The 20816-nt window shown below is 69.8% G+C and carries 22 protein-coding genes, 1 pseudogene and 1 other annotated feature; of the genes and pseudogenes, 11 read left to right on the top strand and 12 right to left on the bottom strand.

What is annotated here, in order from left to right; translation table 11 throughout:
* Positions 1 to 119: 119 nt before the first annotated feature.
* On the bottom strand, positions 120 to 1079 hold the full coding sequence (locus QSK26_RS11740) for an LLM class flavin-dependent oxidoreductase (protein WP_285775079.1): 960 nt from the start codon (positions 1077 to 1079) through the stop codon (positions 120 to 122).
* Positions 1080 to 1222: 143 nt separating this feature from the next.
* Between QSK26_RS11740 and QSK26_RS11735 the strand changes: the two genes are divergently transcribed.
* The gene (locus QSK26_RS11735; RefSeq protein ID WP_285775078.1) at positions 1223 to 2221 is read left to right on the top strand and encodes a glutathione S-transferase C-terminal domain-containing protein; all 999 of its coding nucleotides are present in this window, start codon (positions 1223 to 1225) and stop codon (positions 2219 to 2221) included.
* A gap of 44 nt (positions 2222 to 2265) precedes the next feature.
* On the opposite strand, the gene QSK26_RS11730 is transcribed toward QSK26_RS11735, so the two are convergent.
* The gene (locus QSK26_RS11730) at positions 2266 to 3198 is read right to left on the bottom strand and encodes an AraC family transcriptional regulator (RefSeq protein WP_285775077.1); all 933 of its coding nucleotides are present in this window, start codon (positions 3196 to 3198) and stop codon (positions 2266 to 2268) included.
* A gap of 131 nt (positions 3199 to 3329) precedes the next feature.
* On the opposite strand from QSK26_RS11730, the gene QSK26_RS11725 reads away from it, so the two are divergent.
* The gene (locus QSK26_RS11725; protein ID WP_285775076.1) at positions 3330 to 4178 is read left to right on the top strand and encodes an NmrA family NAD(P)-binding protein; all 849 of its coding nucleotides are present in this window, start codon (positions 3330 to 3332) and stop codon (positions 4176 to 4178) included.
* A gap of 139 nt (positions 4179 to 4317) precedes the next feature.
* Here QSK26_RS11725 and QSK26_RS11720 read toward each other — a convergent pair whose 3' ends face one another.
* Positions 4318 to 4824: a GNAT family N-acetyltransferase gene (locus tag QSK26_RS11720; RefSeq protein ID WP_285775075.1), complete on the bottom strand. Its 507-nt coding sequence runs from the start codon at positions 4822 to 4824 to the stop codon at positions 4318 to 4320.
* A gap of 483 nt (positions 4825 to 5307) precedes the next feature.
* On the opposite strand from QSK26_RS11720, the gene QSK26_RS11715 reads away from it, so the two are divergent.
* On the top strand, positions 5308 to 6732 hold the full coding sequence (locus QSK26_RS11715) for an MFS transporter (protein WP_285775074.1): 1425 nt from the start codon (positions 5308 to 5310) through the stop codon (positions 6730 to 6732).
* Positions 6733 to 6759: 27 nt separating this feature from the next.
* Here the strand turns inward: QSK26_RS11715 and QSK26_RS11710 are convergent, their stop codons facing one another.
* The 4 genes from QSK26_RS11710 to QSK26_RS11695 form a co-directional block, all read right to left on the bottom strand.
* Entirely contained in the window at positions 6760 to 7818 is a 1059-nt protein-coding gene (locus QSK26_RS11710; protein WP_285775073.1) for an LLM class flavin-dependent oxidoreductase, read from the bottom strand.
* Positions 7815 to 8483 carry a helix-turn-helix domain-containing protein gene (locus tag QSK26_RS11705; protein ID WP_285775072.1) on the bottom strand — a complete coding sequence of 223 codons (669 nt, stop codon included), beginning with the start codon at positions 8481 to 8483 and terminating at the stop codon, positions 7815 to 7817. Before QSK26_RS11705 ends, QSK26_RS11710 begins: the two co-directional genes overlap by 4 nt.
* Before the next feature lie 421 nt (positions 8484 to 8904).
* Positions 8905 to 10116: a cytochrome P450 family protein gene (locus QSK26_RS11700; protein WP_285775071.1), complete on the bottom strand. Its 1212-nt coding sequence runs from the start codon at positions 10114 to 10116 to the stop codon at positions 8905 to 8907.
* A 197-nt stretch (positions 10117 to 10313) separates the two neighbouring features.
* The gene (locus QSK26_RS11695) at positions 10314 to 10679 is read right to left on the bottom strand and encodes a LysR substrate-binding domain-containing protein (RefSeq protein ID WP_285775102.1); all 366 of its coding nucleotides are present in this window, start codon (positions 10677 to 10679) and stop codon (positions 10314 to 10316) included.
* Here QSK26_RS11695 and QSK26_RS11690 point away from each other — a divergent pair.
* Both QSK26_RS11690 and QSK26_RS11685 read left to right on the top strand, forming a co-directional pair.
* Positions 10663 to 11280, top strand: coding sequence for a hydroxymethylglutaryl-CoA lyase-like TIM-barrel protein (locus QSK26_RS11690; protein WP_285775070.1), 618 nt, complete (start codon positions 10663 to 10665; stop codon positions 11278 to 11280). The two genes, QSK26_RS11695 and QSK26_RS11690, sit on opposite strands and share 17 nt — an antisense overlap.
* A 49-nt stretch (positions 11281 to 11329) precedes the next feature.
* Positions 11330 to 12594 (top strand): IS3 family transposase gene (locus QSK26_RS11685; RefSeq protein WP_285775069.1). Its coding sequence is split into 2 segments (ribosomal slippage): positions 11330 to 11639 and positions 11639 to 12594, totalling 1266 coding nucleotides; the frame shifts between segments, so codons are not numbered across the junction.
* Positions 11632 to 11745, top strand: a sequence feature (AL1L pseudoknot). Its footprint overlaps the gene before it by 114 nt.
* Positions 12595 to 12621: 27 nt before the next feature.
* Here the strand turns inward: QSK26_RS11685 and QSK26_RS11680 are convergent.
* The gene (locus QSK26_RS11680; RefSeq protein WP_285775068.1) at positions 12622 to 13137 is read right to left on the bottom strand and encodes a GmrSD restriction endonuclease domain-containing protein; all 516 of its coding nucleotides are present in this window, start codon (positions 13135 to 13137) and stop codon (positions 12622 to 12624) included.
* Between the two features lie 427 nt (positions 13138 to 13564).
* Positions 13565 to 14296: a hypothetical protein gene (locus QSK26_RS11675; protein ID WP_285775067.1), complete on the bottom strand. Its 732-nt coding sequence runs from the start codon at positions 14294 to 14296 to the stop codon at positions 13565 to 13567.
* Positions 14297 to 14398: 102 nt separating this feature from the next.
* On the opposite strand from QSK26_RS11675, the gene QSK26_RS11670 reads away from it, so the two are divergent.
* On the top strand, positions 14399 to 14923 hold the full coding sequence (locus QSK26_RS11670) for a hypothetical protein (RefSeq protein ID WP_285775066.1): 525 nt from the start codon (positions 14399 to 14401) through the stop codon (positions 14921 to 14923).
* Between the two features lie 35 nt (positions 14924 to 14958).
* On the opposite strand, the gene QSK26_RS11665 is transcribed toward QSK26_RS11670, so the two are convergent.
* Together QSK26_RS11665 and QSK26_RS11660 are read right to left on the bottom strand one after the other, a co-directional pair.
* Positions 14959 to 15240 (bottom strand): DUF4158 domain-containing protein, encoded by a 282-nt coding sequence (locus QSK26_RS11665; protein ID WP_285775065.1) that lies wholly within the window; start codon positions 15238 to 15240, stop codon positions 14959 to 14961.
* A gap of 443 nt (positions 15241 to 15683) precedes the next feature.
* Positions 15684 to 16616: a pentapeptide repeat-containing protein gene (locus QSK26_RS11660; protein ID WP_285775064.1), complete on the bottom strand. Its 933-nt coding sequence runs from the start codon at positions 16614 to 16616 to the stop codon at positions 15684 to 15686.
* 281 nt (positions 16617 to 16897) lie between these two features.
* Here QSK26_RS11660 and QSK26_RS11655 point away from each other — a divergent pair, with 281 nt between their 5' ends.
* Positions 16898 to 17137, top strand: a complete 240-nt coding sequence (locus QSK26_RS11655; RefSeq protein ID WP_285775063.1) for a hypothetical protein — start codon at positions 16898 to 16900, stop codon at positions 17135 to 17137.
* 78 nt (positions 17138 to 17215) lie between these two features.
* On the top strand, positions 17216 to 18202 hold the full coding sequence (locus QSK26_RS11650; protein ID WP_285775062.1) for a Mu transposase domain-containing protein: 987 nt from the start codon (positions 17216 to 17218) through the stop codon (positions 18200 to 18202).
* Positions 18203 to 18214: 12 nt separating this feature from the next.
* On the opposite strand, the gene QSK26_RS11645 is transcribed toward QSK26_RS11650, so the two are convergent.
* Complete coding sequence (locus tag QSK26_RS11645) at positions 18215 to 18736, bottom strand: NUDIX domain-containing protein (RefSeq protein WP_285775061.1); 522 nt, start codon at positions 18734 to 18736, stop codon at positions 18215 to 18217.
* A 96-nt stretch (positions 18737 to 18832) separates the two neighbouring features.
* Here QSK26_RS11645 and QSK26_RS41770 point away from each other — a divergent pair.
* The 3 genes and pseudogenes from QSK26_RS41770 to QSK26_RS11630 form a co-directional block, all read left to right on the top strand.
* Positions 18833 to 19198: pseudogene (locus QSK26_RS41770) on the top strand (ATP-binding protein); the annotation flags it as partial.
* Positions 19199 to 19256: 58 nt separating this feature from the next.
* Positions 19257 to 19760 carry a tetratricopeptide repeat protein gene (locus QSK26_RS11635; RefSeq protein WP_285775060.1) on the top strand — a complete coding sequence of 168 codons (504 nt, stop codon included), beginning with the start codon at positions 19257 to 19259 and terminating at the stop codon, positions 19758 to 19760.
* Between the two features lie 571 nt (positions 19761 to 20331).
* Positions 20332 to 20655, top strand: coding sequence for a carbohydrate kinase family protein (locus tag QSK26_RS11630; RefSeq protein WP_285775059.1), 324 nt, complete (start codon positions 20332 to 20334; stop codon positions 20653 to 20655).
* Positions 20656 to 20816: the final 161 nt, after the last annotated feature.

Below are 20816 nucleotides of genomic sequence, written 5' to 3'. Positions count from 1 at the left end.
CGCCCGCGGCGGCGAGAACTGCTCCGCGCGCACCCACTCCGCGCGCTCCGCGGCCTCCTCCGGGGTGTCGCCGAGGATCACCGAGGCGCCGCTCGGGCCGGCGGAGGTGGTGTCGGAGGTCATGGTCGTCGTCCCCTCAGACGGTCGTGCTCGCCGCGACGGCGAAGCGGTTGGCGGGATGGGGCAGGCCCAGCGTCGTCCGCAGCGTGGCCCTGGGCCGGGGCGCGGCGTGCAGCCCGGCGGTGGCGAGCGCGGGCAGCACCTCCGGCGAGCACCGGCAGGTCGGCGGCCAGCACGGCCGGATGCAGGCGTACCCCGTCCACGGCCGGCGGGAGCGAGCGCAGCAGCTCCACGAGCCCACCGGCCGGCCCGGCATCCCCCGAGCCGCGCGCGGGACGCCGCCGGACGCCTGGAGGCGGGCGTCCGGGCCGCGTTCGCCGCGTCGCAACGCAGGCGTCCCGAGTGCGGCCACGGTGCCGCCGCGTCGAGGGTGGCCAGCCGCCGTGCCGCCGGCTCGGCGGCGTCTGGTGCACCCGGCCGGAGTCCAGGTAACGGCCGGTGGCCACGTCCTTGATCACCGCGTCGTCCTGCCAGGAGTCCCACAGCAGGCGCGCCACCTCGACGCCCTCGGCCGCCTCGCGCCGCGCCGCCTCCGGGGCGGGCGCCCGTTCTCCGATCGTCGCGAGGTCGTCGGCGCCGCTCGCCGCCCCGACCACCCACGCCGCCCGGCCCCGGCTGGCGTGATCGAGGCTGGCCAGTTGGGTGGCGAGGTGGAACGGCTCCGTCGTGGTCGTGTGCAGCGTGGGCGCGAGCCCGATCCGGTCGGTCAGCGACGCGGCGAACGCGGCCCGGACGCCCGCCTCCAGGCGTCCGGCGGCGTCCCGCGCGCGGCTCGGGGGGAGCGGGGCGTCGGCGAAGGTCGCGAGCGCGAAGCCCGCCGCCTCCGCGTCCCCGACGGTGCGCCGCAGGGCGGCGGCCGTCAGCGTCCGCGCGGGTGGACGGCCGCTGTGGCGCCAGGCGGCCGGATGGGCGCCGTCTCCGTCCAGGTCTACGGTGAGCAGCAGGCGACGATCGGTCATGGTCGGCTCATCCCTCTTCTCTTTCCCGTACGGCTTCTCGTGCGGCCTTCGGAGGACGCGCGAAATAGCTATAATGTTGGTAGGAATGCCATGGAATCTCGATCTGTTCCCGCACCTGGAAGATCGCTTCAGGAGGCCACACCATGACCGTCGCCGCCGACAGCTCCGCACGGCAGACCTCGCTCTACGCCACCCCCGCGGACGTCCAGGTCCACGGCCCCTACGGCCCCGGCCGATTCGACGCCGCGCCCCGGGGCGTCCGCGCGCTCTACCCCTTCCACGGGCGGATCACCGCCGACGGTTCCAGTGGCTTCCGCGCCGAGCCGGGCCGCTACCACATCTACAGCGCCTGGCACTGCCCCTGGGCGCACCGTGCTGCCATCGTCCGCAAGCTCGTGGGTCTCGAAGACGTGGTGTCGCTGTCCTACGTCGACGACGAGCGCGACGCCCGCGGCTGGGCCTTCCGTGAGCGCCGCGGGCCCGACCCGGTCAACGGTTTCACGCTGCTCGCGCAGGCGTACGAGGCGACCGAGCCCGGCTATCCCGGTCACATCTCGGTCCCCACGCTCTGGGACCGTGTCACCGGCCGGATCGTCAGCAACCACTACCCCGACATCACCCTCGACCTGGCCACCCAGTTCGAGGAGTGGGCGGGCTCGTCCGTGCGGCTCTACGACGCCGGGTCCCGCGCCGAGATCGACGAGCTCAACGAGGAGATCCTGAGGCACGTCAACACCGCGGTGTCGAAGGTCGCGGGGGCGGCCACGCAGGAGGCGTACGAGGAGGCGCGCGCCGGGACCGTCGCCGCGCTCGAGCGCCTCGACGAGCGCCTGGCCGACCGCCGTTACCTTCTCGGCGACGCCGTCACCGAGGCCGACGTGCGGCTCTGGGTCACCCTGGCCCGCTTCGACCTCGCCGACAACCCCGCCGCCCGCATCAGCGAGCGCAGGCTCACCGACTTCGCCCACCTGTGGGCCTACGCCCGCGACCTCTACAGCCTCCCCGCCTTCCGCGACACCACCGACTTCTCCACCTATCGCCACACCGCCTTCACCCCCGCCGAGGGCGTCGAGCGCATCGACGTCGAGCCGTCCCCGGGCGACTGGGACGCACCCCACGGCAGGGAGGGACTCAACACCTGACGAGCCGCTTCCGGCCGGGCTGAGACGGGCAGCGGCTGCGCGTCTTACCTGCCCGTCCGATGGCGGCTGGGGGACACGCCGCGCACTCGTTTGAAAGCCACGCTCAGCGCGAAGGCGTTGGCGTAGCCGACGTCCCGGGCGACCGAGTCGATCGTGGTGTCGGAGGAGCGCAGCAGATCGGCGGCGAGCGTCATCCGCCAGCCGGTGAGATACGCCATGGGTGGCTCCCCCACGAGGGTGGTGAACCGGCGCGCGAACGCCGCGCGCGAGGCGCCCACCTTTTCCGCCAGTGAGGCCACCGTCCACGGGCGGGCCGGGTCGTCGTGGATCAGCCGCAATGCCGGGCCGATCAACGGGTCGCTCTGCGCCCGGTACCAGCCGGGTGCCTGAGCCTCGGGGCGGGCGAACCAGGCGCGCAGGGTCGCGAGCAGCGCCAGATCCAGCAGCCGGTCGAGGACGACTTGCTGGCCGGGCCCTTCGCCGTCGACCTCCTGGGCGAGCAGTTCCATGATCGGGGACTGCTTGCCCGACCGCGGCACGAACACGACCTCCGGCAGGGCGTTCAGGAGCCGCTCGCTCACATCTCCGCTGACCTGGTAGGTCCCGCTGGCCACGATCGCCGACCCGTCAGGGGAGCGTCCGGTCGTCCGCGGCCCGAGCCGCAACCGGTCGGTGACGTCGATGCCGTCCATGGTGGTCAGCCGGTTGCCCGGATGGACGATGATCTCCGGCGCGGTCGCCGGATCGTCGCTGATCGTGTACGGATTCGGCCCCTTGACGATGGCCACGTCCCCGGTGCGCATCAGCACCGGCTCATTCCCGCCGGACATGATCCAGGCGTGCCCGCGCAGCGTGGTGGCCAGGGCGAGCGGGGCGCCGTCGGAGATCCGCAGCGACCACGGTGGTTCCAGGATCGCCTGACAGAACGCCGCACTTCGGGCACGGACGCCATCGAGCAGGGCAGCGAGCGGATCCACCGCCTCAGTCTAGACGGACAGAAATGAAAGCGAGCGTACGGAATATGGATCGTCTTTCTCGGTGCGTGTTCACTGGGGTGTAACCCACCTCGACGACCCACCGGAGGTATCCGATGTACGCGATCACAGGAGTGACAGGCCACGTAGGCGGGGCGGCGGCCCGGGACCTCCTGGCCAGGGGGGAACCGGTGCGGGCCGTGGTCCGCGACGCGGCCAGGGGCGCAGACTGGATCAGCGCGGGAGCCGAGGTCTCCGTCGCCGATTTCGGCGACAGGGCGGCGCTGGCGGAGGCGTTCCGCGACTGCCGCGGGGCGTTCGTCCTGCTGCCGACGGATCCGGCGGCAGCCGACGCCGACGCCTACCATCGCCGGCTGGCCGACTCGATCGCCGGGGCGGTCCTGGACAGCGGTGTCCCGCACGTGGTGATGCTGTCCTCGGTCGGGGCCGAGCTGGCCGAGGGCACCGGTCCCATCCGCTGGCTCCACCATATGGAGAGCCGGCTGCGCGAGACGGGCGTGCTCCTGACCGCGATTCGCTCGGCGCACTTCCAGGAGAAGGTCGAAACGGTGCTCGACGCCGCTCTCGGGGACGGCGTCTACCCGGTCTTCGGCGCGTCGGCCGACGTGGCCATCCCGATGATCGCGACACGCGACGTCGGCAGGGTGGTCGCCGAATCCCTCACGGCGCCCGCCACGGCCGGCGAGATCATCGATCTGGACGGTCATCGGTACTCGGAACGGCAGGTGGCTGAAGAGCTGGCGGCCGTTCTCGGCCGGCCGCTCACGGTGGTGACCATCCCGCAGCCCGCATGGGTCGGCACGATGGTGGAGGCGGGCGTTCCGCCCCAGCTCGCCGAGGAGCTCGCCGGCCTGTACGACGCCGAGCAGCGAGGCATCCTCCAGCCCAGCGGCGACAGGCGGTCCACGTGTAAGACCGAGCTCGGCGAGACACTGCGCCGGCTCGTGAAGACCACTCCTTGAGCCGGGCTGCCGGAGCCTGCGCGGCGCCACCGGGCGGCAGACGCCCGGAACCGCCGTCCTCCGTCGGCCAGGCGCCTCACCACAGGATCAACACCGCCCGGGGCTCATGGCACGCTTCTCACCGACGGCCCTTCCCGTGTCAGAGGCGCCTGCCGAAGAAGATCACGATGTCGTCGTCGGCGTAGTGCCCGAAGCCTTCGATCCGCGCGTAGCCCAGCTGCTCGTACATCGCGATGGACTCGTACTGCCGTAACCCGGTCGAGAGCACGGCGGCCTCGTAGCCCGCCTTGCGCGCGGTGATCTCCAGTTCGGACATCATCCTGCGCGCGAGTCCGCGCCGCCGCGCCTCGGGGATCACATGCACGCGCTTGAACTCGGCCGTCCTGGTCGTCCCGAGCCGGTCGACGCCGACGGAATGCCAGGCGCCCGCGGCCACGGGGCGGCCGTCGAGATAGCCCACGAAGCAGGCGCCCCGGGGCGGGCGGAACTCGTCCGGGTCCTCGGGCGCGTTGTCGGGGCCGCCGTACCTCTCCACGTAGAACCGCTGGAGGGATTCCCTGAGCGCGACGGCGTCGGGGTGGTCGTAGTCGATCTGGAGCTTTGTTGAACGCGATCCCCTGGCGGGGTGCGAAACGCGTGCGGGCATGGCGAACCCGACATGGGACGCCACGATGGGTCCGGAAGGGGAGATCGCGGAGACTTCTACGCCACGGTTGAGCGGGGTCCGTCGATCGATTCCGGAGATACGGCCGTCGGGGTGGTTCCTGGGTGACGGTCGGGGAACTGCCTGGCCATGTACTGCCTCCTGGGATGTGCGTCTGCGAAGGAGGTGAACGCCAGGTGCCGGTCTGGGGACTCCTGGCGTTCCAGGGATGGCGCCGCGCCCTGGGGGCGATGGCAGTGCGAGGTGGCCGTCCCCGGGCGGTGTCGGGCCGTGGCCCGCAGGTGTTCGCGTGCCCATTGACATCCCATTATTCCTACCTGAATAGTGGGTGATAGATCGTCACGAAGGAGCACCCATGAGGGATTTCCACCGTCTCGACCGGCACCTCTCAGCCGTTCCGGCTTTGACCGCGCGGGTCCTGTCCGCCGGGAGGGGCTGAGCAGGCGGCCGGGCTTGAGACGCCTCGTGACAACCCGCTTCGACGCCGCCGGGCGGCGCGTGCTGATGGTCTGCGCCGCCGGCGGGTTCACCACGCTGCTCGACAACTCCGTCCTCAACATCGCCCTGCCCGCGTTACGCGACTCGTTGCACGCGGACGCCGCGCACGTGCAGTGGATGGTGGCCGGCTACTCCCTGGCCTTCGGCCTCGCGCTCGTCCCCGGCGGACGGCTGGGCGACGTACGGGGGCGCAAGCCGTACTTCCTCGCCGGAATGGCGATCTTCACCGCCGGGGCGGCGCTGGCCGGGCTGACCCCGGGGCCGGAGGCGCTCGTCGCGGCCCGCCTGTTGCAGGGGCTCGGCGGCGGGCTGGTCAACTCCCAGATGATCGGGACGATGCAGGACGTGTTCAGCGGGCACGCCAGGACGCGTGCGCTCGGCCTGTACGCGGTGACCGGCGGCGTCGCCGGCGGGCTCGGGCCGCCGCTGGGCGGCGCCGTCATCGCGGTGGCCGGTCCCGAGACGGGCTGGCGGCTGGTGTTCCTGCTCGCGGTGCCGTTCGGGGTGGTCACGCTGGCGCTCGCGGCGCGACACCTGCCGCCCGCGCCGGACCGGGCGGGATCCGCCGACCTCGACCTGGTCGGGCTGCTGCTGATGGGCGGTCTGACGCTGGCGCTCATGCTGCCGTTCGTCCAGCCCGCGGGCGGCCCGGCGGGGCTCGTGTGGGCTCCGGTCGTGGGCCTGCTGGCCGTGTCGTCACTCCGCTGGCAGCGCCGGTACGCGCGATCCGGACGCCGCCCGCTGCTGCACCCGACGCTGACGCGGTCGGCGCCGTTCGCGGCGGGCACGATGGTGGCGATGGGCTACTTCGGCTCCGGGCTGGCGAACTCGCTGGTGCTGACGATGTTCCTGCAGGAGGGGCTCGGGCTGACGGCCCTCGCCACCGCCACCGTCACCCTGCCCGCGGCGTTCGCGATGGTGGCCGGTTCTGCCCTGGCCTGGCGGCTGGCGCGCCGTTTCGGCCGCCACACCGTCTCGGCCGGTCTGGCGCTGTCGGCGTGCTCCATGCTGGCCGGGGGGCTGGTCGCCCTGTTCGCGTCCGGGGAGCGGCTGCCCGTCCTGCTGGCGCTGTGCGCCACGTGCGCGAGCGCGGCCTCCGGGCTCGTCGTCTCACCGCTCCAGGCGTCGGTCCTGAAGAACGCCCCGGGGGAGGCGGCGGGGGTGGCCGGAGGCATTCTCCAGATGTCCCAGCGCATCGGGGCCGCGATCTGCATCTCGGCGGTGTCGGGCATCTACCTGCACGGCTCGTCGGCGGGCGGCCCCGGGTACCGGCCCGCCTTCTGGCACGCGGCGCTCACCTGCGCCGGCGTCGCGGCTCTGGCGTGCGTGCTCTCGTACGCCGCGAACCGCCGGGCGGTACGCCCGCCCGTGGCCGAGGTCCGGCCTGGCTGACGAGGACGCCGGGACGGGTGCCGGCGCTCACTCGCGCAGCAGCGGGAGAAGCCGGTCGCCCTGCCGTTTGATCTCCGGTAGGTAGGGGGTGTCGGACAGCACGAAGTGGGTGATGCCGAGGGCCTGGTATCTGCGCAGCGACTTCGCCACGTCCTCGGCCGAGCCGACCAGCCAGGTGGTGCCCGCGCCGCCGCCGCCGAACCTGCCGGGGGCGGTGTAGAGGTTGTCGTCGAGCACCTCTCCGCGTGCGGCCAGGTCGAGCAGCCGCTGCTGACCGACGGCGGGATGCCGGTTCGGGTCGCGCGAGATGCCGCCTTCGGCCATCTCCGCGACCTTGGCCTCCGCGTCGGCCCACGCCTGTTCGGTGGTGTCCCGCACCAGTGTGGTGATCCGCAGCCCGAACTCCAGTGGCGGGTGCTCCCGTCCGAGCTTCTCGCTGAGCCTCCTGAGCCGCTCGATCCGCTCGCCGACGCCGTCGAGCGGCTCGCCCCAGAAGAGCTGGACGTCGGCCTCGGTGGCGGCCACCTGCTCGGCGGCTTCGGAGGCGCCGCCGAAGTAGAGCCGGGGGTGCCCGCGCCCGCCCCGGACGACGGTGCGCGGCACCACGGTGGAGCCGGTGACGCCGAAGTGCTCGCCGTGGTAGGTGACGTTCTCCTCGGTCCACAGCTTGCGCACGATCTGGAGGAACTCCTTGGTACGGGCGTAGCGGTGGGCCCGGTCGCCTTCGCTGTCCCCGTACGCCGCCAGGTTGTCCTTGCCTGACACGATGTTGACCAGCACCCGCCCGCCGGTGAGATGGTCCAGGGTCGCGGCGGCGGAGGCGAAGTTGGCCGGATGCCAGTAACCGGGCCGGATCGCGATCAGCGGCTGGAACGTCGTCGTCAGCGCGGCCAGCGCGGTGGCGACCGTGAACGTGTCCGGCCGCCCCCAGCCGGTGCCGATGAGCGCCCCGCTCCACCCGTGTTCCTCAAGGGCCCTGGCATGGCCGGCGAGCGTCTGCAGGCTGTTGTGGTTCTCGACGAGGTCGTCGCCGCGGTGCCCGGGCTGCGCCTGGTTCGGGATGTACCAGAGGAACTGGAGACTCATCGGCGGGCCTTCCCGCTCGGTGAACGGTGCGCTGCGGGACGAAACCTAGTCTTCATGTAGGTAAAGTATAGATTGTCGATCGGATCGCGGCGATAGCCGCGGCGCGAGATCGACCTCTCCCCACCGCCACGGCGCGTCGAAGCCGCCGTAGGTCCGAGATCACTGACCGTTGCGCGCCATGCGCGTGGGGTGGTTCCGAAGGCGCGGCGGAAGTGGCGGGTGAAGTGCGCCGGGCTGGTGAATCCCCAGGAGCGGGCGATGGCGTCGATGGTGCGGTGGGTGTGTTCGGGGGCGGTCAGGTCGCGGCGGGCGCCTTCGAGGCGGCGGCGGATGATCCACTGTTCCCGGCTGAGGCCACCGTCCTCGCACAGCCGGTAGAGGGAGCGCAGCGAGATGTTGTGAACGGCGGCGATGCGAGCCGGGGTGAGGTCGGCGTCGGTCAGGTGAGCCCGGACATAAGCCAGGACACGGATCAGAAGGGTTTCGTCGCCGATCGCGCGGCGGGTGTGGTCGTCGGTGATGACGGAGGCGATGAGGGCGCGGATGAGGGAGAGGGTCGCCTGGCCGACGTCGTCGGCTCCCGGATCGCTCTCCAGCCGGTCGGCATCACGGCGCAGAGCGTGGAGTTCCGTTCCCAGTAGCCGGCCGACTTGGTGGTGATCCACAGGTCGTCGGGGGTGATGGCCTGCTGGTGGTCGTTCCAGATGAACTGGCCGCGGCCGGTGACCTGAGCCAGGACCGAGACGGTGTTCCAGGAGTCCATCCGCAGGTGGCGCGCGGTCTGCCAGTACCGCATCCCGGTACCGGAATTGAGGTACATGGCGACGGGCCCGAAGCGCCATCCCTCCAGCCGTTTGCTGATCAGACCGTCGGGGTCGGGCTGGTGCTCCACCCCGCAGCTGCCGGTCTGGCCGAGCACGGTCGCCTGGTAGACGTCGATCCGTCCTGCGGCCGGACGTAGGCGGTGTCCAGGAGCAGCATGAGTTCCTCCCCTGGCGCAGGTGAGACAGGCGGCGTTCTTCGCAGGGTCGCCGGTGGTGCCGCCTCGAGGGGAGGAGGTGCCCGTTGGACGGTGGGCGATGCGCCTCAGTGGGCCGGGCGCAAGATGACGGGCAGGTCGCGATAGTCGTTGCCGATGAAGGACGGTTGAGGCCGGAGAGACTGGGAGTCGCCGGCCAGCCGCAGATGGGGGAACCGAGCGAAGAGCGCGGGTAGCGCGACGCCTGCTTCGAGCCGGGCCAGAGGCGCTCCGAGACAGTAGTGAAGGCCGTGGCCGAAGGCGAGGTGCTGGCGGCCGTCCCGGTCGATGTCGAAGGTGTCGGGGTTGGAGTTGACCTGGGGGTCGCGACCGTGTGCCCCGAACGCGATCAGGATGAGGTCACCCTTACGGATGACGACGTCCTCGCCCAGATCGATGTCGGCGGTGGCGTAGCGGAGCGGCAGGTGCATGATCGGGGGATGCTGGCGCAGGCTCTCTTCGATGGCGTCGTTCCAGCGTTCCGGGGCGGTGGTGACGGTCGCGAGCTGATCGGGGTGCGTGAGCATGGCGACGATCGCATGGTCGATGAGGGAAACGGTGGTTTCGCTGCCCGCTCCGATCATGACGATCAGGGTGCTGATGAGCTCGTCGGCGCTGAGCTTGTCGCATTCCTGGGTGGTCAGCAGGAGGCTGGTCATGTCGTCGGCGGGCGCGGCGCGTTTGGCGTCCAGAAGGGTGTGCATCGCGGCGAACATGTCGCGCTGGACCTCGGCGGCCTGGTCGGTGTCGAGGGTGGTGTCCAGGACAGCGTCGATGATGGCCAGCATGTGGGGGCGCTGATTGTCCGGAACGCCGAACAGGTCGCAGATGACGCCGGTGGGGATGGGATAGGCGAAGCGGGCGCGGAGGTCCACCGGTTGACCGGGCGGCACAAGGGCCAGGTCGTCGAGCAGGGTGGTGACGATCTTGTTGATGGCGGGGCGCATGGCGTTGATCCGGCGTGCGTTGAAGGCCTTGCCGACTATGTTCCTGAGCCGTTGGTGGTCGTCGCCGTCTGTGGTGAACATGCTGATGACATCGACCCACGCGGTCAGCCATGGGACGGCGTAGGGGCGGTAGCCCGGCCAGGACTTGCGGGCGTCCTTGGAGACGCCGGGGTGCGTCAGCAGGTTCTTGACCACGTCGCCGCGGCTGACCGACCATGCGGTGATGCCGGCGGGAAGCTGTACGGGTACGGCGGGGCCGCTGTCGCGTAAGTGGGTGAGTTGCGCGTACAACTGGACGCCGGTGGTGTCGAGGGTGACAGGTGTGGGTTTCACGGGGTCCTCCCTGTGGCCGCGGTGGGGGTGGCGAAGGCGTCTGCCGGCTGGGGATCGGTGGAAGGGGCCGTGCCGGCTGGGGCCATGGGGAACGTACCCACAGCATCTGTTCCATAGCGCGGCGTACGGTGAGGTTGCCGGAGTAGTCGTCGGACAGCGGCAGGCGCAGGCCGGAGGCGATCCAGGCCGGGAGTGGCCTATGACTGCGTGTCGCCGGCCCGCTGGGGCTTGTGCCCGTCCAGGGCGGCCAGGAAGTGGGCCAGGAGCGGGCTGACGTCGCCGGCCCGCCAGACCAGGTGGAGGGTGGTGACCGTGCCGGCGAACCGGCGCGGCGTGACGCCTTCTCGGTGCAGCACCCGGTAGGAGTCGGCCATGACCGCCGCGCCGAAGCCGGCGGCCACCAGGGCCAGGATCGTCTGCACGCTGTGTCCCTGGGCGCCGACGCGGGGCACGATCTGCTCGGGTCCGAACTCGTCACTCCACGTTTCATGGTCGGCATAGACCCGTCGCCGAACGGATCGCGGGCAAGATCGTGGGAGCCGCCCGATGAGCGCACCGATCACCTTGGTCGACACCAGCCTCCGCGACGGGATGAGCAGCGTCTCACACAGGTTCACGACCGGCCAGGTCGCGAGCGTCGCCAGAGGACTCGACCTGGCGGGCGTCCGCGTGATCGAAGTGGCTCACGGCATCGGGATCGGCGCCTCGTCCATCCAGTACGGCTTCGCCGCCGCCACGGATGTGGAGTACGTCCCGGGCCGCCGCGGAGGTCGTGCGGTCCGCGGATCTCGCCGTGTTGTACGTGCCGGGCATCTCGACGCTGACGGCGAGGTGTGGAGCGGCGCGACGATCAGGTTCTTCGAGCTGTTCGACACAGTCCAGATGTGGATGGCCACTACCCAGCCCGGATTCTGTTGGCTCACCCTCGACCGTGAGCGGGACAGCGGTGTGGTGTCGCTGCCCGGCACGACCACGACGGTGATGGCTGTCGTTGACGGCCCTGACCTCGCCTACATACTGAGCCGCCCCGCCACCACCGTCGAGGCGTCGGTGGAGTTCGGCGTCCATGCCTACGGGCCGCACGCCGCCGTCCTCGCCGAGCGGGTCGCCGAGCAGTTGCAGGTGTGGAGTCGCGACCACCGGGGCGGGCCCGGCCCGCAGTGAACCGTGCCGGGATTGATGGAGACTCCACCGGTTGGAAAGGATGGAGTCCATGTCAGGTCGATCCACCTCCCCTCACCCCGCCCAGCGTCGCTATCCACCGGAGCTGAAGGAACGGGCCGTACGGATGGTCCGGGAGGCCACCCAGCAGTCCGGGGAGTCGTTCGGCGTGATCACCCGGGTCGCTCGTCAGCTCGGCATCGGGTCTGAATCGCTGCGCAACTGGGTCAGGCAGGCCGAGATCGACGGCGGCGAGCGGCCCGGCACCAGCACCGATGAGGCCAAGAGGATCGCCGAGCTTGAGCGTGAGGTCTGTGAGCTGCGCCGGGCCAACGAGATCCTGAAGGCGGCGTCTGCTTTTTTCGCGAGAGAACTCGACCCTCGACCGCCCAGATGAACGCCTTCATCGACGCCCACCGCGACCGGTTCGGCGTGGCGCCGATCTGCCGGGTCCTGCAGGTCGCGCCGTCGACGTACTACGCGGCCCGCAACCGCCCACCCTCTGCCCGGGCGGTGCGCGATGAGCACCTCAAGACCGAGATCACCCGCATCTACCAGGACAACTACTACTGCTACGGCGCCCGCAAGATCTACCACCAGCTCCACCGCGAGGGCGTGCCGGTCGCCCGCTGCACCATCCAGCGGCTGATGGGTGAGCTGGGCATCGCCGGGCTGGTCCGCGGCAAACCCCGGCGCACCACCATCACCGGCGACCAGACAGCGCGGCCGGCGGACCTGGTCCGGCGCGACTTCCACGCCGCGGCGCCGAACCGGCTGTGGGTCGCCGACCTCACCTACATCCGTACCTGGTCGGGCTGGGTGTACGCGGCCTTCGTCATCGACGTGTACTCCCGGATGGTCGTGGGCTGGCAGACCGCCACCCACCTACGCACCGACCTGGCGTTGGACGCCTTGGAGATGGCCATCTGGCACCGCGGCCGTAACGCCGGTGCGGGGGCCGGCGCCGACCTGTCGGAACTGGTTCATCACTCCGATCGCGGGGTGCAACAATATCTATCGATCCGCTACACCGAGCGCCTGGCCGACGCCGGTGCCGTTGCCTCGGTCGGCAGCAGGGGCGACTCCTACGACAACGCCCTGGCCGAATCCTTCAACGGGTTGTTCAAGGCAGAGCTGATCCGCCGCTACAGGCTATGGAAGGGCCTGGACGACGTTGAACTGGCGACCCTGGAGTACCTCGACTGGTACAACCATCGCCGGCTACACACCGCCTGCGGCAACATCCCACCCGCAGATTACGAAGCGATCTACTACCGTCACCAACAAGCCGCAGTCACCGCGACAGAAACCAAGTAGCCGAGTCTCCACGAAATCCGGCGCGGTTCAGTCGGCCTTGGACCGGTTGCTGCGCGCGGTGACCACGACCAGGTGGTGTGGGGCGTCCAGGTTGTTGGCGTACGCCTCACGCTGCTCGGGTGTCCAGGCGGCGGCGCCGGAATCCCACGCCTCGGCCAGGGGCACCAGGTGGTCGACGTCCAGCCCTGATGCCTGGCCGACGGTGACGTCGTCGTAGTAGGAGTACCAGGAGCCGCCGGTCAGGATGCAGCCCGGGCCGATCTGCGGCGGGCTGACTGCTTCGGCGATGAGAGCTTCGAATCGGGTGGAGCAGCCGTCACGGTTGGCGTCGATCCAGTACCGGAAGCTGGTGCCCGTGTACCCGTCGCGGGTCTCAGTGGCGACCGGCAGGGCGTCGATGGCGTCGTACAGCAGCGGGGGCCCGGTTTCCGGCGGCGGGGCCGCTGGTGCAGTCGCCGGAGTGGCAGCCATCGCCGTGCCGGGCAGTGCGGCGCCGAGCACGGAGGTCAAGGCCAGGAGGCGAAGGCGCGTGGCGGATCGCATGCATCTCCAAGGAAGATAACTCTCTGTATCTATATGCATGCGCTAAGTAATCACGCCAAGATTAAAAAAGCCCTCACGTCACAGTGACAACTCCATCACCAGAGTGCGGCGCTCGCCGAGGATCGGGCGGATAGGTACTCGGTCCCCGCGACCAACGCGGCCGGGCCGACCACCGCGCCGCACGAGCGCAACTCGCCGCCGAACGCGCAGCCGCCTGACCCGGAGCACCGGTTTCATTTCATTTCGACATCGCCGGCGCCGCCGCCGTGGCCGGCGTCACACCCAAGACCATCACGGGATGGCTGTCGCGAGGCCAGCCCAAACGACTGCCGTTCCCGCGGCCCCGCTGCCTGATGTACCGGCTGTACTGGCCGCTGTCGGCGGTAGAGGCCCAGGACTCCCTGAGGCCCTGACCTGATCACTCACTTCACGGGTTCAGCCGTACGTCCTCAACGTCGATGAGGATGTGAGGGGTCGCGTGGACGGCCGTATTGTCCAGGTGGCGTCTCAGGACGCGGCGGCGGGTGGGAACCACTATTCCGCCGAAGGCGCGGTGCTCGTCGGTGTAGTGGGCGCTCGGTGGGCTGCCGTTGACCACCGGTGCGTAGTCCACCCTTCGCTGCAGTCCGGTTTCCGTGTCGAAGTAGTAGGTATGGGTCGGGCTGTGGCTGGCCAGGCCGTCGGGGAACGCCACCTCCAGCCGCCGCCAGGTCTCCTCGTCTTCGCTCCACGTCTCGACCTCGCGGGTGGTGATGCCGGGCAGGGTGAGCAGGAACGGTTCCAGGAGATACAGCCACAGGGCGTAAGAGATGAAATATCCGGTCTGCGCCGGTGACCATCTCGTGTCGACGGCGTAGCCGGCCATGCCGGCCCGGGGCGCGGCCAGTTCGTCCACCAGGGTTCCGCCTTTGTCGACGATCCGCACGCGATCGGCGACGGCGTCGAATACGACGCTGCGATCCTCGCCGAACGGCGTGATCGTGATGTGCTGGCGGGACAGGTCGGCGGTGACGCTCTTCCAGCCGCCGACCAGGTCTGATTGGCCCTTCACGGCCCAGAACTCACCGCGCATGTCAACCGCCGCGGAGATGCTGACGGCGTTCCGCCACGGCGCCAGGCCCCCATGCGCCTCGATGACGAGGTCGAGCAGGTCTGCCATGACCGATCCCCCTCCGTACGAGGAGCGGGTTACCAGGATATGGGGTGAGCTGCGCTTATGCCATCGAGGCGGCGTAAAGTGGCTGGAAGGGGAGCCAGAGACATGCCGGGTGGGCAGACGATCTCCGTAGAGCATCCGATGGTGCGCCTGGAGATTTCCACCGGGATGCCTTTCGACGCGTTCGTCGCCGCCTTCGAACGGGTGGCACCGGTGTTCGACACGGAGGCCGCGCTGCGGGCCGGCCGGACCACGGGCGACTGGAACGCCTTCGAGGCGGCGGTGGCGGACGAGCCGGTGATCTTCTGGAAGATCGATGTGACCCCGTTCTTCGCCATCGCCGGACACCGGACGAAGTGCACCGAGTATCTGCTGGGCAATCCAGTGACCGCCGAGAGTATGTTCCGACACCAGCCGGAGGTCTTGCTTCTACGCGCCGCTGCGCATCCTGGTGCACGGGGACGACAACGACCACGCCGTCTTCACTCTGGATCAGCCGAGCGTCGCGTTCGGCGGGTTCGGCTCCCCGAGGTCACCGACATCGGCGTCGGCCTCGACCGCAAGGTGGCCAACCTCCTCACGCTGATCGGAGTCGACCCACCCGAGGCTCTGGCTGGCCCAGCCGGATAGACCACATGACGGCGTCCCATTCGGTCGTCATGGCGTCACGGTACGCCGCACCCGCGATGCCGAGCTGCGCCGGCCAGGTGCTCGATCACGACCCACGGCACGTCTGGCGGGTCGTCCGGGAGGAACCGGCCGATGTAGCGCACCGTGCACATCTGGAGAGCGAACCCGAGCCGACTGTGGTCCCCGCGCCGCTTCGCGATCAGCTTGCGGTCCTCGTCATCCAGGAAGAAGAACCGCTCCAGCTCCGGCCTGGTCGGCTCCTCATTGAACTTGCCGTACGACGCCGCCTGTTCGTCGGTCCGGAACTCCACTGGCATGAGCGTGAAGCTATCGGCGCCCGGCCCTGATAAGGGATCTTCCGCCGAACCCCGCCGCCGGGCCTGTCACCTGTGCTATTCGCCATGATCACCGGCTTAGCGTTAACCGCTGTACCGATGTTCCCCGAGGCCGTAGAACTGGTCTAGGGCAGTTTCGGTCGAACCTTAGCGACGGCAGGCCCCCGACTTCCTCGCCGTGACTCGACACGGTCCGTGGTTGATCGATGTTCGCCCGGGCGGCCAGATCAAGGCGGAAGACGGGGTACGGTTCGCGGCCACGGCTGAGGTCTCGCTGTCGTGTGGGCGGCGGTATACGGTGACGGCTGACCGGCGACCACATGTCCAGACGACCCTCGACACCATCTCCTCCCAGCGGCGGTCGTTGAGCGATCCGCGCCCTGCAGCCCTCCGGAAAGCCGATCTCCGCGACGTGCGGCTCCAGATTAACGAAAGATCTGAGGCCCGCATCCCGTGTCTTCAGGGCATACCCCGAACAAAGTTTTCTCATCGACCTTGGCTACGGCCTTGATCTGCTCATCGGTGACACCACTAACCTCGCGTAAATCCGCGCCGCGCAGGTCAGTTCCAGCGAGATTCGCGCCGGCGAGATTTGCGCCCCTCAGAACCACGTCCCTGAAGTTCGCGCCGCTCAAGTCACTACCGGCGAAATTCACCCTGCGAAAGTCCACACCATTAAAGCCCCCCAGAACCGTGACAGCTAGGTCCACGCCACGGAGACGAACGTCGCTCAGGTTTAAAACCGGGAGAGAACCCTCGTGAAGGAATATGTTGCCTTGATCGTCAACAATTCCTTCGAGGTACTCCTCGTCGATCTCTCTGCGAGCTAGCACGACCAGAGCAGCTTCGGCATCGACGGCGAGTGCAGCCGTAGAACTCTTGGCACCGGCCAAAGAGGCACGCTCACGGACGAAAGCGGCCAGGACATCGTAGATGCTCCTCCTATCGCGTTCAGAGTCACGAGCGAGGCGCTCCAGGGCATATACGCCGCCCAGACGCGCGCTGAGCTTGTCTGAAGCCAACTGCTCGATCGTCTTGGTATAGCGGTCGGTGATCTGCCCCTGCTGGGTCGCCTCCACTGTCTGAGCGGTGTAAACAACCCCTTGGGCGGTGAACAACAAACCCCCGATGATCAGTAGCGCTGTCACGCTTTGGAGGAGCATTCCCCTGACGTTGTTGACCGCATCGACCCGCTCGGTCATCGTCAGCGACGCTCGCTCTTCTTCGGAGAAAGGGCGACGCTCACCGGCTAACCGCCGGGCCACGGGTCCCAGCAGCACCACCATCGCCAACCCGTACATAACTGCCAGAGGGATACCCGCCACTGCCAGCGGAGATTCCGGGTTGATAATGATCATCAAGAACGCATATGCGCTTACCGCTCCCAGCAAGAGCCCAGTCCACAGACGGAGCCTCCTCCCGCGTCTGCTCGGCGTTTGGCCGCTGCCGACGGAGGCGGGTGGTGTCTGTGTGTTCGAGGCGAGTTCTTCCTGCCGGCGGGCGCGACGCGCCCGCGCAACCGCCGCAGCGGCGATGACCTGTCTTGCGGGCACGCGGCCCGCACCTCTACCCGGCATGGATCGATTGCACCCGTTCGCCCCGCACATGTCGACTAGTCGACGAGGTGGGGGCCTGCGGTGTGCGACGCGCCGCGTTCTTCCGCTGCCGAGGCAGGGTGGACCAGGTCCACAAGAAGCTGGTCGCGATGGGCTTCGACGGCACCGACCGCACCACCAGGCGAGCCGTGGCAGCGGCGAAGCAGTCCTGGCGGGCCGGTCATCGACGGGTGCACCGGCCATGGGTGACCGAGCCGGGGCTGTGGATGCAGTGGGACTGGGGCCACGGGCCACGGCTGGGGGATCGGCGCACGTCGCTGTGATGCGCCTGGCTCGCGTGGTCCCGGTTTCGGGTAGTGATCCCGGTGCTGGACAAGACGGTGCCAACGATCGCGGCATGTTTGGACGCGACGTTCCGCGCGTTCGGCGGGGTGCCGACCTACTGCCTGACCAACAACGAGAAGACCGTCACGACCGGGCACGTGGCGACGACCGCGCTACGCAACCCCGACATCGTGCCGATCGGCCGGTTCCACGGCACCGTGATCCGCACCTGCATGCCCGCCGACCCCGCCTCCAAAGGCGGAGTGGAGAACACGGTGAAACTAGCCAAGCGGGACCTGGTCCCGACCACGACGAACCTGCGGGCCTCCTACTCGAGGTTCGCCGAGATCGAGGCGGCCTGCGATGAATTCATGGCCGAGGTCAACGGCCGAGTCCACCGCGAAACCCGCCGCGTCCCGTTCGAGATTCTCGGCGAAGAGCGATTCCGGCTGCATCAGGTCCCCGAGCACCCCTACACGGCCGCGTTCGGCACCACCCGGGCCGTCCACCCCAAGGACTCCACGATCCGGGTCGACCAGGTCTGCTACTCGGTGCCGCACCAGCACGCCGGAGGGCAGGTGTTCATCCGCTGGCACGGCGACGACCTCGTGGTCACCGCGATCGTCGAGGGCCTCCCGGTCGAGATCGCCCGACACCAGCGCTCCACCGCGGGCAATCCGGTGATCTTGGATGAGCACTACCCACCCTCGGCCCGAGGCAGGCGCACCCCCAAGCCGCGGACCGCCGCGGAGGAGGCGTTCTTGGCCGTCGGATCCGGCGCGGTGTCGTGGTTGGAGGAGGCCGCGGCCCAGGGAACCCGCGGCGTGGTGTCCACGATGGCCGAGGCGGTCGCGCTGGCCAAGCTGCGCGGCCTGGCCGCGGTCGACCGGGCCCTGGGAACGGCGGCGATGGCCGGCCGGTTCAACGATGGCGACCTGCGCTCGATCCTGGATCACCAGCTCTTCCACGACGAACCCGCAACCGCCTCTCGCGCCGGAGAGGACCATAGCCTCCAACCGGGCACTGGCGGCTGGTCCGGCTTCGGCCAGCGGCCGCCATCGTGAACGGCTGCCCGCTCAACCCACCGCGTCGGTCCTCAAGGCCTTCACATACTGCCGGACCCGGTCTGGATCCTGTGGGAAGAAGCTGCCCCAATCCTCATCCACCCGCCACCACAGCGCCGGTTGTCCGACTTCTGCGGCCAGCGGCTGAGCCGGGTCGGCGATCGCGGCATAGGACAACGACAACGTCACCGGTAAGTCCGGGTGGAAAGAGCGCACCGCCACCGCGGCGGGCCGCTCCAGCAGCCGCGGGCGCAACCCGCTCTCCTCGGCCAACTCTCGCGCCGCGCCCTGGCGCGGGCTCTCACCCGGCTCGACCTTGCCGCCAGGCGGCACCAGGCCGCGCCAGGGATGCCGGACCAGCACGATCTGCTCCAGCGCGGGATCCAGCACCCATACCTCGGCGCCCAACGGCTCCATCGGCTCGGTCGGCGCCGAGCGCAGCCAGGAACGGGCCTGATCGAACTCCAGCACCGCGGACTGGGCATCGAAGACGGCAGCCTCCAACGAGCGCTGCTCCCACGGATTACGGATCATCGCGCCAGGCTACGGCCGGCCACTGACAACGACCCGCCTCCACCCATCCGCACCACCGAATCACCACCCCAACACCAACACAGAGATGAGGAACCGATGACGGTCGATACCCCCGCTCCGCCGCGGCTGAAGGCCCCGGCCGGGGCAACCGCCGCCGCGCTGGGCTCCGCCTCCGACGGGGCAGTCGCCTTGACCAAGGCGCTGAAACTGCCGCACATCCGCCGGGCGATGAGCGAGGTCATCCCGACCGCCAAGGCACAACGTTGGGATCCGGCCGAGATCGTCAGAGTGCTGCTGGCCGAGGAAGCCGCCGGCCGAGCCGCCTCCAACCTGCGCACCAGGCGCCAGCGAGCCCAGTTCCCGACCGGGAAGACCTTCCACATCTGGAACGAGGACGCCTCCTCGATCCCGGTCCCCACCCAGTCCGCGCTACGCGCCCTGGAATGGATCGGACGCCGGGAGAACCTTTGCGTCTGCGGGCCATCGGGCACCGGCAAGAGCCACTTCACCGAGGCCCTCGGTGGCCCTCGCCCGCACCCCCGACCCCGGCGACCCGCACCGCCAGGAATCCGCCATCACCACCGCCCTCCAGCATGCCACCACCCTGCTGAAAGACGCCCTGCCCACCACCACCACCCCCTATGGCGATCCGGCCGGATGGCCGACCTGGCGCACCCTGCTGCCGCACATCACTGCTCTGGCCGGCTCCGCGCCCGCCGCCACCGACACCCCCATAACCGCCCACCTGCTGAACGACACTGGGCTGTTCCTGGGCGGCCAAGACGACCTCGTCCGCGCCACCGCCTTGCATCACCGCGCCCACACCGCCTACCAGCGGGTGCTGGGAGGTGACCACCCCGTCACCTTGGCCTCCCGCAACAACCTCGCTGGCGCCTACCGGGCGGCGGGGGATCTGGGCCGGGCCATCCCGCTGTTCGAGGCCACCTTGGCCGAGCGCGAGCGGGTGCTGGGCGGCGACCACCCCGACACCCTGGCCTCCCGCAACAACCTCGCTGGCGCCTAACGGGCGGCGGGGGATCTGGGCCGGGCCATTCCGCTGTTCGAGGCCACCCTGGCCGAGCGCGAGCGGGTGCTGGGCGCCGACCACCCGCTCACCAAGACAGTGCGGAGCAACCTGGACGCTACCCGGCCCGAAGGGCGTGACGGCGGGTAGACACCTCGATCAACGACACCCGAGTTCCGTAAGGGATCATCTACCGGAACACCGGGCCGCTGCGGTGGACCCACTGGTCGAGGTGCTCTGTATAGGTGGGCTGATCACCCGCAACGGCGCCGCGCTCCCGCTGATGGCCCGGTGGTGTGGCCACCGCTGGGATCCGCTGTACTACCGGCCATGACGATCGTCCGTTCCCTGGTGCGGTTCGCCCTGGCCGCCCTCGCCGAGATCAGCGGCAACTTGGTCAGCGCGTGGGCGATCTCGTGCCGGTGCCGTCCGGCGACCTTCAGATCATCCAGGGCCTGCTCTACACGCCGGCGCTCATCGCCGCTGGGTGCCGTCCGGGCGGCGGGGGCGAACACGGTACGAGTCGCCACCCACTGCACCGAAGCCGACTGCGCCGAGCAGCCGATCCGGCATGCGCGTGCGGCCGGCTCTCGCGGAGCTCACCCCGACCGTACTGATCAAGAACGGGGCGTGGGGAGCGCTCGCCGCCACCTCCGCCCGGCGCGAGGCCGCCACCGCACGCCCCGTGGACGTCGCCGACACCATCGGCGCCGGAGACTGCTTCGACGCCGGATTCGTCGCGGGCCACCTCTACGGCCTCGACCTGGCGGACAGCCTCACGCTGGCCACCCTCTGCGGCGCGCTGTCCGTCACCGGCCACGGCGGAGCCGCCGCCCCCACCCTCGCCCAGGTCGCCCAGCACGCACCCGCGCTCGTCCCCTGGGCCGGCGGCTGACCCCCGCCCGGGACACCCGGCCACCGCGGCCACTCACCAATCGATTCCCGCGCGGCGGTACCGAGCAAGGTCCGCTTTCCAACCAGTTACCGCCTGCCCCGGGCCGGCGTCACCTCACGCTGACGCGTCACCGGGTTCTTCACGGGAATCCTCGCCCGCGT

Source organism: Microtetraspora sp. NBRC 13810 (genome assembly GCF_030268685.1).
In the GTDB taxonomy this organism is placed as follows: Bacteria; Actinomycetota; Actinomycetes; order Streptosporangiales; family Streptosporangiaceae; genus BSRQ01.
Note: the sequence above shows the minus strand (reverse complement) of the source record. Positions and strands in the feature narration are given on the sequence as shown.